The organism is Pseudogracilibacillus sp. SE30717A (genome assembly GCF_037071985.1).
In the GTDB taxonomy this organism is placed as follows: domain Bacteria; phylum Bacillota; class Bacilli; order Bacillales; family Amphibacillaceae; genus Pseudogracilibacillus.
Genome location: NZ_JAXHDF010000004.1, coordinates 122512 through 139406, shown reverse-complemented (window position 1 = coordinate 139406; position 16895 = coordinate 122512). Strand labels below are relative to the sequence as shown.

Annotated in this window: 12 protein-coding genes and 1 other RNA gene; all 13 read left to right on the top strand. The window is 35.7% G+C overall.

Annotated features, from left to right (window positions below):
- Positions 1-122 precede the first annotated feature (122 nt).
- The 13 genes from SPD48_RS07670 to resB all read left to right on the top strand — a co-directional run bounded on the left by SPD48_RS07670 (position 123) and on the right by resB (position 16895).
- A complete protein-coding gene (locus SPD48_RS07670; protein WP_336257503.1) occupies positions 123-1085 on the top strand; it encodes a DUF5011 domain-containing protein in 963 nt (320 codons plus the stop codon).
- Positions 1003-2241, top strand: coding sequence for an LPXTG cell wall anchor domain-containing protein (locus SPD48_RS07665; RefSeq protein WP_336257502.1), 1239 nt, complete (start codon positions 1003-1005; stop codon positions 2239-2241). The genes SPD48_RS07670 and SPD48_RS07665 overlap by 83 nt, the downstream gene beginning before the upstream one ends.
- 566 nt (positions 2242-2807) lie before the next feature.
- Entirely contained in the window at positions 2808-3986 is a 1179-nt protein-coding gene (locus SPD48_RS07660; protein WP_336257501.1) for a hypothetical protein, read from the top strand.
- A gap of 473 nt (positions 3987-4459) precedes the next feature.
- Positions 4460-6964, top strand: coding sequence for a YhgE/Pip domain-containing protein (locus SPD48_RS07655; RefSeq protein ID WP_336257500.1), 2505 nt, complete (start codon positions 4460-4462; stop codon positions 6962-6964).
- A gap of 99 nt (positions 6965-7063) precedes the next feature.
- Positions 7064-7294: a preprotein translocase subunit SecG gene (gene secG, locus SPD48_RS07650; RefSeq protein ID WP_336257499.1), complete on the top strand. Its 231-nt coding sequence runs from the start codon at positions 7064-7066 to the stop codon at positions 7292-7294.
- A 90-nt stretch (positions 7295-7384) separates the two neighbouring features.
- Positions 7385-8134: an alpha/beta hydrolase gene (locus tag SPD48_RS07645; protein ID WP_336257498.1), complete on the top strand. Its 750-nt coding sequence runs from the start codon at positions 7385-7387 to the stop codon at positions 8132-8134.
- A gap of 317 nt (positions 8135-8451) precedes the next feature.
- Complete coding sequence (locus SPD48_RS07640) at positions 8452-8859, top strand: VOC family protein (protein ID WP_336257497.1); 408 nt, start codon at positions 8452-8454, stop codon at positions 8857-8859.
- Positions 8860-9251: 392 nt separating this feature from the next.
- Positions 9252-11378, top strand: a complete 2127-nt coding sequence (gene rnr / locus SPD48_RS07635) for a ribonuclease R (protein ID WP_336257496.1) — start codon at positions 9252-9254, stop codon at positions 11376-11378.
- A gap of 30 nt (positions 11379-11408) precedes the next feature.
- Positions 11409-11873, top strand: a complete 465-nt coding sequence (smpB, locus tag SPD48_RS07630; RefSeq protein WP_336257495.1) for an SsrA-binding protein SmpB — start codon at positions 11409-11411, stop codon at positions 11871-11873.
- Positions 11874-12070: 197 nt separating this feature from the next.
- Positions 12071-12404: a transfer-messenger RNA gene (gene ssrA, locus SPD48_RS07625) on the top strand.
- A gap of 1468 nt (positions 12405-13872) precedes the next feature.
- Positions 13873-14580 carry a cytochrome c biogenesis CcdA family protein gene (locus SPD48_RS07620; protein ID WP_336257494.1) on the top strand — a complete coding sequence of 236 codons (708 nt, stop codon included), beginning with the start codon at positions 13873-13875 and terminating at the stop codon, positions 14578-14580.
- A 52-nt stretch (positions 14581-14632) separates the two neighbouring features.
- Positions 14633-15208, top strand: a complete 576-nt coding sequence (gene resA, locus SPD48_RS07615) for a thiol-disulfide oxidoreductase ResA (RefSeq protein WP_336257493.1) — start codon at positions 14633-14635, stop codon at positions 15206-15208.
- Between the two features lie 25 nt (positions 15209-15233).
- Positions 15234-16895 (top strand): cytochrome c biogenesis protein ResB, encoded by a 1662-nt coding sequence (resB, locus tag SPD48_RS07610; RefSeq protein WP_336257492.1) that lies wholly within the window; start codon positions 15234-15236, stop codon positions 16893-16895.

The window sequence follows — 16895 nt, the reverse complement described above, 5'->3', positions numbered from 1 at the left end:
CCTGCAGATCAAGGAATAATGGGAGGGGGATATGAACTGCGGTTTAAATACAAGTTATTTTTATAATTTTAATGGGGGAGGAGATTTTTATTAATAAATTATTTTTGAAGTTATTTGTAATAATGTCTATTGTAATGATGATGTTTATGTACAATGGAGGAATAAAGACAGTCGATGCAGCAGAAGCAACTGGATCATTTAATTATCTATGTGTTGCTAACACGTCGATAGCAGGAAAAATTGATATTAATATGAAGGTGAATCCAAGTATATCAATACCTGATTTTGTGGAACCAAATGGAGAGTTTACTATTGAAGATATATTAACATCTATTGAAATTGATTTGACTGGAAATTTAGATGGACTAAGAGGCTTAATCAATCCGTTTAATGGACATGTTAATCACTTTAATCTAGTAGCCAACGGTCAATCGATAAATATCGTTGGTCAATCTGGTGTGAAAATTCCCGAAACACCGCATAATCCTGGGGATAGCCATATACCATTTACAGTAGCAGGTATTGATTCCAAGTTTACAGCAGGAGAAGAGGATACCGAGATTCATGTAGGAGAAATTGAGGCAGTGATCAATGCGAAACTTGGTGCTCTTCCTATTAATTTAACTGTTGATTGCGCGCCACCAAGTGAAACATTACTAGCGACAGTATCTGTAGAGGCCGCTGATGAAGTCGCACCAGTAATTACATTAAATGGTGATAATCCAATGGAATTAGAGGTTGGAGAGGAGTATGTAGAACCTGGTGCAACAGCTGAAGATGATGTCGATGGAAATGTAACTGATTCTATTGTAATTAGTGGAGAAGTGAATACGGATTTACCAGGAAAATATGAGGTAGTCTATACTGTTACAGATGCAGCTGGAAATGTAGCAACGGAGACAAGAATCGTACATGTAGTTGAAACGGAGGAACCAGGAGATGGAAACGGCGAAGGCCCTGGAGACGGAGATAATGCCACTGAAGAAGCACTTAAGGCTGTAAATGACGCAAAAAGTGGATTCGCTGTGGGCTGCTCTAGAAAACGAAGCCCTCACTCTAAATCTTTCAGCTGTCAAAAATTATAATACATACAGGAAAACGAAATTAGCTGAACGAATATTTGAGAAACGTACAGAAGCGGGGGAAGAAGGGTTTGCTACTGTTGATGCCGTTCAAACAGCTGTGAATCATTCGAATTTTGAGTTGTTTATCAATCCGTTTAGACCGAAAGATCTTGTTGAACCTGCGTTTAATGCTGTGAATAATGCTGAAAGTATTGAAGAGATGCAAGCTGCTTTAGAGAATGAAAATCTTGGTCTTAACCTTGATGATTATAATGCATTATCCCAAGACAAGAAAGCAGAAATAGCAGCACTGGTGCTAGATAATCGTCCTGAAAGTAAGGAAGGTTATCCTCTTCCAAGAGATATTCAGGATGCTTTAAATCAAGCTGTGGAAGAAATTAATGCTGAAGAACCAGAAAAACCGGGTGGTAATTGGTTAACAGGAGAGGGAGCGCCTCAACCAACCCAAGGAAATCAAGGTGATCTTTATTTAGATACAGATACATTTGATATCTATAAGAAAATAGACGAGGATTGGCAATTAATCGGTAACTTGAAGGGCGAAGAAGGTCAAGACGGTGATGATGGACAAGATGGTGTAGGTGGTGCGACTTGGTTAGTAGGTGAAGGAGCACCAGATGTAAATGTTGGCAATAACGGTGACTTGTACCTAGATACCGTTTCTGGAGATATCTATGTAAAAACTAACGGAGATTGGGAACAAGTAGGAAACTTACAAGGACCACCAGGTCAAGATGGCGAAGATGGCAAAGACGGCACGGATGGCAAAGATGGTGAAGATGGAAAAGACGGTACGGATGGCAAAGATGGCGAAGACGGAAAAGACGGTACGGATGGCAAAGATGGCGAAGACGGAAAAGACGGCACGGATGGTAAAGATGGCAAAGACGGCACAAATGGTAAAGATAGCGAAGACGGAAAAGACGGCACAAATGGTAAAGATAGCACAGACGATAAGAGCAATGGTGATGATAAGGGTACTAAGGTTGGAAACAAAGGGAATGTTCCGACTGGGAGTTCTAAAGAAGGATCTTCAGGTAGTGGATCAATCCTACCGAAAACAGCTACTAGCAATCCATTACTTCTTACTCTAGGTGTTATTCTACTACTTGTTGGTGGAACAATAGCGTTTACTTGGAAGAAGATAAGAAACTAGGTTGTAACAAATCACGACTTTTACAGGTTTAGCCATCGGTACTAGGTGATTAAACAACAGTGAAAACTAATGAAATAGTTTTCACTGTTTTTCTTTTTGAAAATACAATTGGATTTTAACTTTGGATAACTTCTTTTAATATTGAGAGTTATGCCTAACTCGTTCAAGTAGAGTAATAGTGTTAATAATGCAATTTTAATTCGGTGGGACAAAAGATAGGCTACCGGCCATGAGGAGGTATTTACCGAGGGGGAGCACTAATAATAAATGAATTTAGGAAAATAAAAATTCAAATCCATATAAAAGTAGGGAGTAAAGTAAATACATTGGTTCAATACACTAGTTTTTTAGGAATTGGTAGGAATAGGCAAAACATATAAAGTAATATGCAAGCAGTTTTTATAGGCCGATTAGTTTTAATTTGGCATTTACGTCACACTTAGTGAAAGCACACTCATGGAAAATGATATTTACAGAAGGGAGTTGTTAAAAAGAGTTTTTTTAAAAGTATTGAAAGTTGAGGAGGAGCTAAAATTAGAAAAAAATTAAAAAAAGTAATTGTATTTATGTCAATTCTTGTCATGGCATTTTTTTATCAGGCAACATGGAAAAGTGTTAGTGCTGCAGAAGTGACCGAATCATTTGATTATACGTGTATTGCAAACACTTCAATTGCGGGGAAAATTGATATTGATATGAAAGTTACACCTAAAATATCTATCCCCGAATCAGTAGAACCAAATAAAGAGTTTCAATTAAAAAATATTGTGACAGATATTGCTATTGATCTTACAGGAAACTTAGATGCACTTAGAGGTTTAATCAATCCATTTAATGGACATGTTAATCATTTCAATATAGAAGCTAATGGACAAACCGTAAATGTTGTTGGCAGTGGTGGAGTGAAAATTCCAGAAACACCACACAATGCAGGAGATAATCACGTTCCTTTTAAAGTATCTGGTGTTAACTCTAGCTTTACGGCAGGAGAAGAAGATATAAATATAAATGTTGGAGAAATTGAAGCAGTTATAAATGCAAAACTAGGAGCTATGCCTGTAGATTTGGAAGTTATTTGTACTCCAAATAATGAAACACTTCTTGCTACAGTTACTGTAGAAGAATCTACGGAACCAGGGGATGGCGACGATAACCAAGGCGGCGACGATAACCAAGGTGGCGACGATAACCAAGGCGGCGACGATAACCAAGGCGGCGACGATAACCAAGGTGGCGACGATAACCAAGGCGGCGACGATAACCAAGGCGGCGACGATAACCAAGGCGGCGACGATAACCAAGGTGGCGACGATAACCAAGGTGGCGACGATAACCAAGGTGGCGACGATAACCAAGGCGGCGACGATAACCAAGGTGGCGACGATAACCATGGTGGCGATGATAACCAAGGTGGCGACGATAACCAAGGTGGCGACGATAACCAAGGTGGCGACGATAACCAAGGTGGCGACGATAACCAAGGCGGTGACGATAACCAAGGTGGCGACGATAACCAAGGTGGCGACGATAACCAAGGCGGTGACAATAACCAAGGCACAGATGATGATAAAAAAGGAAATGGCGTTGTTTTAAAAGGAACAGATAAAAATGGAACTTCAAGCGGTGGCGGCAAATTGCTGCCGAAAACAGCGACTAATCTGCCTTTACTCATTACTTTAGGTGCTATTCTTTCAGTAATGGGTGGAGTAACATTATTGATTCGTAAAAAATTGGTGAACGATTAAAATTAGTTAGCAGAAAAAACAGTGAACGTTTTACAACGGTTTTCACTGTTTTTTTATTAAAATTCTAAATAGGCCTACCTTTAAATGAGCATTTTTTTGAAACGTTTTTTCGTGAGTATATTTTGTTTTATATAGGGCTCTTTATAATAAAAAAGATTTGTAAAGAAAGCTAGGCTATAAGATTACAAAGGCATTCTATGGTAACTGATATAGGGATCGTAAAGTCACCTGCAGAAAACTTACCCCACATAAAGTAGCGGTTTAATGAATTTTTATAACCAATCATCCTACATTTTTAGGGATTGGTAAAAGCATTTGATAAGTATATGATAAAGAATAAAATAAAAATCAACTTAAATTATGTAAGCGTTTTCGGAATGGGAGGAATAGAGTAACGAAAGGAAGTGATAAAACTTACTGATTAATCCTGGCTATCCGATTAAATCGATCAGGAAGATAAAGGGGGAAGTTTCTTGAATACATCTCAATATATTATCACGGAGTTTAAAAGATTACTAAATAAAAAGTCTATATTACTCTCTGTCCTTATAATTATGTTAGTACCTTTGGTGTATGCACTTATCATGCTCTCACCTAAATGGGGACCATATGATAACTTGAATAATTTACCAGTCGCTGTTGTTAATAGTGATGAAGGTGCAGTAAAAGATGGCGAACAAATAAATGTTGGAAATGAGTTAGTCGAAAACCTAAAAAGCAATCAGGAGTTAGGATGGGATTTCGTTACAAAAGAAGAGGCACAGCGTGGTATGGACGGAATGAAGTACTTTATGATGATCGAAGTACCACCAAATTTTAGTGCAAATGCATTAACGGTTCTCGACGAAACCCCACAAAGACCTGAATTAAAATTTATTCAAAATGAAGGGCTCCATTTCATGGCGGCTCAAGTAACGAATAAAGCTGTTGAAACATTAAAAACTCAATTATCGACTCAAGTAACAGAAACATATGTTGAGAATGTATTTTCTCAACTTGGTGATGTTGCAGATGGATTTAACGAGGCACATAATGGATCAGAGCAGATTAATGATGGAGCAGGTCAATTAAAAGATGGTTCAGATGAAATCCTTACTTCTCTTACAGATAAATCCGCCGATATAAGCCGATTGGCTGATGGTGCAGCGGAATTAAATTCAGGAACAGGAGAATTAAAAAACTCATTAATTATAAAACAACCAGATATATCGAAGCTTGCTAATGGATCATTAGAGCTTAATGCTGGTACTGGTGAATTGTTAAGTAATTTGCAAACTAAATCAGGTGATATTGGAAAATTAGCGGCCGGTGCAAAAGAAGTTAATAATGGAACAGGATTATTGCTGACTACTTTGGAAGAAAAAGCTTCGGATATCAAAAGTTTATCTGAAGGTGCTGTTGAGCTAGAAGCTGGTGCAAAGGAGCTAAAAGCAGGATCAGAGCAATTACTTGAGGGAGCGAAAACTGCAAAGAATGGAAGTGCACAACTAAAAGCAGGACTGGATGAACAATTAGTTCCTGGTAGTGAAACATTAGCTGCTGGAGTTCTTGAAGCACAACAAGGAGTTAACGCAACAATTGAGTCGATGGGAAATCTATTTGAGAGCCTTTCATTTTTATCCACATTAGATAAAGAGCATCCAATGTACGACGGGATATTGGCAACCGTATTAGAGCAGTTAGAGCAAAGTTTAAGTGAGTCCCCTCAAAAGCAAGAAGATTTTCAAAAACTTGTTGATGGAGCGAATCAATTAAAAAATGGTCTAAAAGAAGGCAGTGATTTTAATAATGGACTTACTGCGTTAAATAGTGGACTTGAAACTCTTGTTGAAGGGCAAGAACAATTAACAGCAGGAACTAGTGATCTTGCAAAAGGTGCTAACCAGATAGCGAATGGAAATAAAACAGTGAAATCAGGTTGGGATTCATTAGCTGAAAATGTAGCTGTATTACATAATGGAACAACCCAAATAGCAGATGGAAACCAAACCATAGAAAGTGGTTGGCAAGCATTAACAGAAGGGGCCACGCAACTACACGATGGGTCTACTCAAATTGCTGGAGGAAATCAAACCGTAGAAAGTGGTTGGCAGACATTATCAGCGGGTGCAACCCAACTTCATGATGGATCAACACAGATAGCGGATGGAAATAAGACAGTTGAAGAAGGTTGGGAAGCTCTTACAGATGGTGTTTCACAAGTTGATGATGGGTTAGATAAATTGGTAAGTGGAAGCGGAGAATTAGCGGAAGGTTTATCAGAAGGTGTAGAAAAAACGAGTAGTTTGAATCCTACAGATTCTAATATGATAATGTTCGCTGATCCTGTAGTATTAGACGGGGAAGTTATTAATAGTTTCCCATTTTATCGAGACTCAAATGCACCGTATATTTTAACATTAGCACTTTTTGTTGGGATATTGACTATGTCATTTGTAGTACCTTATAGAAATACAGCAATTGTTCCGACATCAGGATTTGCATGGTTTACTGGGAAAGTAACTCAACTTTCTATTCTGGCGATTGCACAAGCAATCATTATTTCCTTATTTTCATTGCTCGTTTTAAAGATTGATGTGCAAAGCAGTATTTTATTCATTATATTTTCCATTTTGGTAAGTTTAACATTCTTAATGATCGTTTTATTTTTAATTGCTTTAGCCGGAAATATAGGACGCTTTGTTGCTTTAGCATTTGTAGTATTACAATTATCAACAACAGGATCCGATTTACCAATTCATATGTTACCGGAAGGATTACGTCAACTAAGTGTTTTTTTACCATTTACTTATTCGTTGGATGGGTACAGTCATATTATAACACTTGGTAGTATTTCTAAAATTTGGGCAAATGCAGGTGTCTTACTCATTTACTTTGTCATTTTTGCAGCCTTATCACTTGTTGTATTTTTAATTAGACATCGTAACGAAAAAAATCGTAAAGAGTTTTCTGGGGAAATTGAGGAAGGTATTGTTTAAATTTTGTGTAAGGAGTGGCAAGTTAAAACTTGCCATTCTTTTTCTACCTATGGTAAAGTATATGTTAGGTAATTGTTCGTTGAGAAAGGATGTTGTGTGATGGCAACCGTTGTGAATATTTTACTAGTAATTAATGCAATTATTATGATAACATTTATCGTATTACAGTCCGGTACAAGTGCTGGTCTATCAGGTGCAATTTCCGGAGGAGCGGAACAGCTTTTTGGAAAACAGAAAGCACGTGGCTTAGATTTGGTACTCCATCGTGGGACCGTAATTACTGGAACATTATTTTTTATATTAGCTTTTATAAGTGCCTATATTTTATAATAAAAAGACGCTCCCTTATTACAATATTGTGATAAGGGTTTTTAAATGTTTAGAATGAGAAATATTGAATATGAAGGGGAGCCAACAAAGATGAAAATTAAAAAACCAGAACCCTTTACGTTTGAGGCAGGCCCTCGGGCGGTATTGCTATTGCATGGCTTTACAGGACATACTGCAGATGTTCGAATGTTAGGCAGATTTTTAGAGAAAAAAGGATATACGAGTCATGCGCCAATATATCGTGGACATGGTGAATCACCTGAGGAATTAATCCTGACAACACCTAGTGAGTGGTGGGAAGATGTACAGAAGGCATATGATCACTTGGTCGACTTAGGCTATGAAGAAATTGCCGTTGCTGGATTGTCGATGGGTGGGGCTCTTGGATTAAAATTAGCAAGTTGTAAAAAAATAAAAGCAGTCATACCAATGTGTACTCCGATGTTTTTTGATAATAAAACTCAGCTTACTAATGGTTTTCAGAGCTTTGCTAAACAATATAAACAATTTGAACGAAAAGATGAAGCTGTCATTGAAGAGGAAACAAGACTGTTAATGGAAAATTCAACAGATATGTTTAAACAAATTGGCAGGTTCATTAAAGAAGTAAGTAAAGAAGTAGACTTAATTTATGCCCCAACAATGGTTGTTCAAGCAGGAAACGATCAAATGATTAATCCAGACAGCGCAACATATATATATGAACATATTGCAACAGACGAAAAACAGATAAAGTGGTTTGAGGAATCAGGACATGTTATTACATTAGATAAAGAGAAGGATAGGCTCCACGAAGACATTTATATGTTTTTAGAGTCTCTAAATTGGGATTCGGTATAACAAGAGGAATTTTCCCTTGTTATACCAACATTACATAGATCGCTTTGCACCACTTTTTTAAAAAATAATAAACTTTTTCATCAACTTTTATTTTGTATAATTTTATTTTATCTATCCTTTTTCAATTGAGTAGATGCTATTCTTGTATTGTTGCTAAGATTCGATATAAACGCTGAATAGGCGTTATTTTTATTTAAAAAAGGAAATTCTCCTCCATTTGTCTAATTGTAGTAAGAGGAGGGCTTTGAAAATGAATCCAATTTCTCTAAACAAACGGTCCAGAATGAAAATACTTTTAAGAAAGGTTGGTTTTAAATTTGGAATTCAAGGACTTCACTGTAGCACAGGTAAGAATAGCTAGACCTACTGATAAATTTGAAGAAATCATTGAATTTTATCAAAATGGATTAGGACTTAAACAAATTGAACAATTTAAAGGTGATAAGGGTTATGAAGGAGTCATATTTGGATTGCCAGATGTTGACTATCATTTAGAATTCACTCGCCATATCGATGGTAGTCCTTGCCCTGCTCCAACTAAAGATAATCTCTTAGTATTTTATATAACTAATAAAAATGAAATCAATAAAGTATCAGAGCGGTTAAGGAAAATGGGGTATAGCGAGGTTGAACCGGAAAATGAATACTGGAAGGATCAAGGGATTACAATTGAAGATCCCGACGGTTGGCGAAGAGTATTAATGAATAGGTCATATGCCCAATAGAAATTGACGCGGGTTTAAGCGGAGAGAGAATAAATAAAAGGTATTTTTAATTATATTAGCAAGTTTTTTCACACCCCATATTTAGGGGTGATTTTTTATAATAAAAACCCGTTGTAGAAGCGATTTTTAATTTATTTACGACCTACCCACGTATTATTTTAGCTTCAACTTTGCCCAAAAGTACCCCGAAATCTGCTCTTTTTAATGCACTTTCATGCGTTGTCGAATAGATTGTGAATTGTAATAAACATTGTTATTATAATATTTATAGTGATTTTGTACATTGTTTTGCGTATAAGGTTTATTAGAGTCTTTAAATTGGGAACAATAAATGAATGAGCTATTCTTTAATGCTTACAATACATATAATGAAGAAGGAAGAAGGTGAAACGATGAGTGAGAATTTACAAGATCAAATTTTAAATTATTTTAAAGAAAGTGGAACACGCCCTTTATCTGTGAGTGAATTAGAAGAGATTTTTGGCATGAGTCAAGTGGACGAATTTAAACAGCTTGTAAAAACATTAAATGAACTAGAATATACAGGGCAACTTGTTCGAACGAGAAAGGATCGTTTTGGGCTTCCTGAAAAAATGAACTTAATTCGCGGGAAAATTGAAATGAATAAAAAAGGATTCGCTTTTTTAATTCCAGACGATGAAAACGAACAAGATATTTATATCCATTCATCCGATTTACTTTCCGCAATGAACAATGATATAGTGATCGTCCGAATCGAGAAAAAAGGTGCTCGTGAAAACCGCCCCGAGGGTGTCGTTATTCGTGTGTTAGAAAGAGCGAACACTCAAGTTGTTGGTACATTTGAAGATAGTCATGGATTTGGGTTTGTCATTCCAGATGACAAACGTATTCCAAGCGATATATTTATCCCCAAGAACAGAACAAAAGGAGCTGTGACAGGGCATAAAGTAATCGTTGATATATCGAAATATCCTGAAGGACGAAAAAGTGCGGAAGGTGAAGTTATTCAAATACTTGGACATAAAAACGATCCGGGTATAGATATTATTTCGATTATCTATAAAAATGGAATTAAGATGGATTTTCCAGACACTGTATTGGAACAAGCTGCCAAAACGCCAGAGACAATTCAAGATGTAGATTTAAAAGGACGTCGTGATCTACGAGATGAAATAATTGTGACAATTGATGGAGCAGATGCCAAAGACTTGGATGATGCCGTTCGAGTTGAGCAATTAGAAAACGGGAACTATCTTTTAGGAGTTTATATTGCGGATGTGACCCATTATGTAAAAGAAAACTCGCCGATTGATAAAGAAGCGCATGAACGCGGAACAAGCGTTTATTTAGTTGACCGTGTTATTCCGATGATCCCTCACCGTTTATCGAACGGAATATGTTCTTTAAATCGAGGACAGGATCGTTTAACAATAGGCTGTGAAATGGAAGTAAATCGAAACGGACAGGTTGTCAGCCATGAAATATTCCAAGCAGTCATTCGAACTACAGAGCGAATGACATATAAAGATGTCAATAAGATTTTAGCGGAAAAGGATGAAGAAACGAGGAAAAAATTTGAGCCACTTGTCCCCAATTTTGAACGAATGGAAGAACTTGCATCTATCTTACGTCATAAGCGGATGAAGCGTGGGGCCATTGATTTTGATTTTAAGGAAGCTCAAGTTTTAGTTGACGAAGAAGGAAAAGCAGTTGATGTTGTTATTCGGGAACGGTCCACAGGTGAACGTTTAATTGAGGAGTTTATGCTTTGTGCGAACGAAACAGTAGCTGAACATTTTCATTGGCTAGATGTCCCATTTATCCACCGAATTCACGAATCGCCAGATGAAGCAAAGTTGGAACACTTTTTTGAGTTTCTTGCAGGTCTTGGCTATGTTGTGAAAGGAACAGCTAATGATATTCATCCACTCGAACTTCAGAAAGTATTAGAACGCGTTAAAGGTGAAAAAGAGGAAATGGTTATTTCCAAATTGATGTTAAGATCGATGAAGCAAGCAAAATATGACCCAAACAGTATTGGTCATTTCGGTTTATCAACTGAGTTTTACACCCATTTCACATCACCAATCCGTCGTTATCCAGATTTAATGGTCCATCGTTTAATACGAACGTATTTATTGCATGGCGATTTATCCGATAAGACATTGAAAAAATGGAAAAAGTTATTGCCGGATATTGCTAAACATACATCTGAAATGGAAAGAGCTGCAGTTGATACGGAACGCGAAGTGGATGATTTGAAAAAAGCCGAATATATGTCTGATAAAATTGGCGAAGAGTTTACAGGAATCATTAGCTCTGTGACAAGCTTCGGTTTATTTGTTGAATTGGAAAACACAGTAGAAGGCCTTGTCCATGTAAGTTATATGACAGATGATTATTATCATTATTCAGATCGACATCATGCATTAATTGGTGAGATGACAGGAAAAGTATATCGAATTGGTGAAGAAGTAAATATAAAAGTAATGAATGTAAATATGGATGAACATGTAGTTGATTTTGTGTTAGTGTAAAGATAGAAGACATAGACAGGGGGAATTAATATGTCTAAACAATACGATAAACCAATTGCACAAAACCGAAAAGCTTCCCATGACTATTTTATTGAAGATACGTATGAAGCAGGTCTTGTGTTAAAAGGAACTGAAATTAAATCAATCCGAGCTGGGCGAGTAAGTTTAAAAGATTCACATATCCGCATTATTGATGGAGAAGCACAATTAATTAATATGCATATCGCTCCGTATGAACAAGGAAATCGATTCAACCATGATCCGACTCGTACAAGGAAAATACTGTTACATCGACACGAAATCGATAAATTATTCGGGTTGACTCAGCAAAAAGGGTACGCAATTGTTCCACTGCGTTTGTACATTAAAAATGGCTTTGCAAAATTATTAATTGGTCTTGGAAGAGGGAAAAAGCTTTACGATAAGCGTGAAGACCTTAAACAGAAACAGATGAAACGCGACATTGATCGAGCGATGAAAGAAATAGATCGTTAAATTAGTGTTGTTAAGCTGGGTTTCGCTTCTACGTGATCGACCGAGCAAACCAGGAAAAATTTGGCGGAATGTAACTATATAAGTTTACAAAAATTAACATCTTGCAAAAATATTTGAGTATGTTATAATGAATAATGCACTCGAAAAAGAGGAGTGCAAAGCTCAAGTGCCGACGAGCCCTTATTACATGGGGACGTTTCGGATTCGACAGGGGTAGGTTGAGCTTAAGTCGCACGTCGAGGTTACGGCTCGTAAAACGTTAAACGCCTATAACTGGCAAAGAAGAAAATTACTCTTTAGCAGCTGCATAAGCTTGTTAAAGGACTCTAACCGTTATTTCCCGTGTAACGGGTAAAGAGTCTCAACTTTAGCGGGATAAACGTTCATCCTCCGTCTGTGGATAGAGCGTTGAAACCAATCAGACTAGCTACTTGGAAGCCTGTTGGTAGGCTGAAAAGTTAGCGAATGATAATATACCAACTAAGCGTGTAGAAGCTTAAGTGGCAATATCCTTGGACGTGGGTTCGATTAGTAATATAGTCGCCTTTTGTAGCAATACAGAAGTGAAAATTCGGCTTTATCGGTGAAACCTAAGTTGTTTTTAAACAATAAGGCAATACCGAGTGGTATGAGGAGTAATCCTACAGCCATGTATCGACTTATAGGCTGCCCAATACAGGTAGTACTAGGATGCAAAATGCTATTTACAAGAGAATAAATCTATATTTTGCATAAGACGCCGAAGGACCTACTACTAAGTAGGTTCAAGATATAGTCAGTGCCATTACGAAAGTATGGAAGGACATGTCCCACCGTCTCCACCAATAAATAAATGTTGGTGGTTTTTTTATTGCTAAAAATTATAATTGAAAGAATCTATCTTCAAATTCAACTTTCTTTTTATATAATATTTTCGTGTATTTTCCATTACGAGGAGTTAGAGAATTATAATTCTGTAATATCCATTTTGCTCTTCTTCTTTTTTTATTCACCCTCAAAAAATCAGAAATCCTTAAAGATATAAAATACTTCTTTTTTCTATTTAAAATATAATGTATATGAATCTTTATGTCTAGCTGGATTATAATTTTTCTTTGTATAAATATCTCCACCCGCTATATTTTGTATGTAAAGTAACATTTCTTTATCATTGGAAGATATAGAGATACAAGGTCTTCTATTTTGTAATCTTGTTAATGTAATTATCCTTCACCATCTATAATTCCGGCAATATATTCTGCTTCCTAAACTTCCATTTCCATACCACTTCCTTATCTTATGAGTAGCTAAATTTTGTATAGTGTAATCTATTTAAAGAATTAAGTCTATTTATCTTATATAATTATTCACTTTTATTACAATAAAATCCAACACGCTAAGATAGTATTGATTTTGAATTTAAGTTCAAATAATGAAAACATTTAAAAACTTCAACCATAATTTTCTTAAAATGAAAGCTATACTTAAAAATACTTTACGAAAACGTTTACTTGAATTTCATTTCACAAAAAAAACCAAGAGAATTTATAATCCCTTGGGTATGCTGTTTTACTTAATTCGGTAAATTCTTTACGCTCCTCAATATCTCTTTTGTTCGTTCAATAACCATTATTCAATACTTTCAGCTATTTGGCATATGCAGATTCCCGTACTAAAGGTAGATCGTTTTTTTGCATAATCATTCTTCTTTTTAAAATATAGTTAGTAGCTAGGTAAAGGTCAATAATGTAATAAATAAGATCGGGATTTTTAAAGCTAATATATCCGCTTTAAAATCAATGTCCCACAAATTTGTATTGAGATAATAAGGTGCCAAGTGGAACAGATTGGTCGTATTTTTGGAAGGACTGGTCATAACCGATTTTTTAATCTTGTTCATTAATGAATTACCAAATTATTTCGAACATATTGTGACATTGTTTATTTCTGCATAGTTTCTTGATAATCATTGGTTATTCTACTATGGAAGTAAATTTATTAAAAGTAGGTGAATATTTAGTTGGAACAAGTTAACCTTTTCTTGGCATTTAGTGCAGGGTTTTTATCATTTCTTTCACCTTGTGCATTGCCTTTATATCCAGCTTTTCTTTCCTATCTAACAGGAATGACGGTAAATGAATTAAAAGAAGAAGGCGGCATTTTAAGAAAAGAAGCATTTATACATACCATCCTATTCTTATTAGGATTTTCAATTATATTTTTAGCGCTTGGTTTAACAACTTCCTTCATAGGGTCATTCTTCATGGCTTATCAAGGATTACTTAGACAATTGGGTGCGGTATTATTAGTATTTTTTGGTTTAATCTTGACTGGTGTACTTCGTTTCAATTTTTTACTTTTTGATAAAAAAATTCAGTTTCAAAAAAGACCGACTGGCTATTTAGGATCCATATTAATTGGGTTAGGGTTTGCTGCAGGTTGGACGCCTTGTACTGGACCTATACTTGCAGGAGTAATGGCTCTTGGAGTTGCTAATCCAAGCATGGGGCTATTTTATATGTCATTTTATGTGTTAGGATTTTCGATACCTTTTTTAATCATGACTTTCTTTATTGATAAAATGACATTTTTAAAGAAACATGGTAATCGATTTATGATATTTGGTGGGATTTTAATGATTGTAATGGGAGTACTTTTATATTTTGATTGGATGAGAATTATTATTGCATTGTTAATCCCGTTGTTTGGTGGATTCACTGGATTTTAACAAGTTGAACAGTGAGTGTATAAATAGAAAAGTGAATAAAGGAGTGATCCGTGTGCGTATCGAAAAAGCCAAGGAGAAGAAAAAAAGTAAAATACGGAATCGTTTAATTTTCAGAACGATTATTTTACTGGTGTTAGTAGCGGCAGTTGTGTTTGCACTCATCACAAATGCTGAAAAGGATAACACAATATATGGAGTTGGTGATAAAGCACCTGATTTTGAATTAAAGCAAATTAATAAGAATAATGAATTAGAATCAATCCGGCTTAGTGACCTGGAAGGAAAAGGGGTTATGCTGAATTTTTGGGCTACTTATTGTAAACCGTGTGAAAAGGAAATGCCTTATATGCAAGAGTTATATCCGCAATATAATGATAAAGGAATAGAGATTGTAGCGGTGAGTTTAGATGCTACCGAAGCAGTTATTCATCAATTCATTGAAAAATATAATCTCACATTTCCAATTCCACATGATAACAAAAATCAAGTAAGTGACCTATATAAAATTGGTCCTATCCCAACCACTTATTTTATTAGCCCAGAGGGAGAAATTATAGAAAAAATTGAGGGTGCACTAACATTAGAACGTTTGGAAGAATATTTCAAACAAATTCAACCTAGACAATGAAAGATAAAAATTGAGAGGGATTTATATGAAGAAAATCAAATGTGAATGTGGACATATCAACCCTGAAGGTACAGTTCTTTGTGAAGCATGCGGAAAACCGATAGAAGAAAATCAACATATTGACGGAAACGATAAATCTAAATTATTAAATATGCGTTATGATGGCAGTGCAAGACGTTCACTGACATATAACAGGTCAATAATTGATAAAATATGGAGTTTTTTCTCTTCCGTCAAGGTTGGTGTTTGGCTTATCGTAATAACTTTAGTTGCATCATCCTTGGGAACTATTTTTCCACAGGAAATGTATATTCCAGCTGAGGCAGAAAATCGTAATCCAGCTTTTTTCTATGAGGATTGGTATGGATTGCTTGGAAAAATTTATTACCAACTAGGATTTCATGAATTATATAGTTCCTGGTGGTATATGATACTTATTTCCTTAATTGGAATATCACTAGTTATATGTAGTATTGATAGAGTCGTTCCCCTCCACCGAGCATTAAAAATGCAAAAGCCAAAACGACATGAAACTTTTTTAAATAGGCAGCGATTGTTCAGTGGATCTAAAAATGTTTCAAGTAAAGAAAAACAACAACTAATTGAAAATTTGAAAAAACAGCGTTACAAAGTTAGAAATGAAGATGGTCATATTTTGGCTGAGAAAGGCAGATTTTCTCGTTGGGGTCCTTATGTTAATCATATTGGTTTAATAATTATATTAATTGCCGCTTTGCTTCGAATGACACCATTATTATTTTTGGATGAATATGTATGGGTAAGAGAAGGACAACAGATTGTAATTCCGGGAACCGACGGCGAGTATTATATCGAAAATAAAGAGTTTATATTAGAAGCGTATGATGATAATGATGAACGTTTTAAAGATGCAATAGCAAGAATGGGTGGAAATGTAGCGAGTAACTATCAGACAAACTTAATCATTTATAAAAATGTTGATGCATCTATTCCCGGTGCAGAACCGAAGCTTGAAAAAGTAGTCGAAGACAAAGTTTTTATGAATAACCCATTAAAGTTCGATGGATACACATTATATCAATCTGGATATCAACAAAATGAATTCTCCACTATGTCCTTTATAATACATGAAACTGATGATCCCGAGGAAAAAGCAATTGACACTTTTACAGTAGATTTATCAGAACCTGAAACCGAATATGAACTTGATAGTGGTTTTCGAGTTGTTATTGATAAGTACTATCCAGATTATGTTCTTGAAGATGGTGAACCAAGATCAGAAACCAAATTCCCACGAAACCCAGCATATGTATTCTTTATTTACCCTCCAAATTCCAAAAGTCCTGAAATTAGTTTCATTGGAATCGGTAAAAATATCGATGCTACTGGTGAAAACAAATATAAATTAGGAATTTCTGATTTTGAAATGCATGACGTGAGTGGAATGACTTTACGAAGAGACTATACGTTACCATTATTCGGCTTAGGAGCTTTCATTTTCATGATTGGTGTGGTTCAGGGAATGTACTGGCAACATCGGAGAATATGGATTCATCCAAAAGAAAATGAAATGTTACTAGCAGCACATACAAATAAAAACTGGTATGGCATTAAGAAAGATATAGAAAAAATTATTTCAGGTACGAATATCGAAATGGTAGTCGACCAACAAGAATTGAACGAACTAGATAAAAAACAAGGAGGTTAA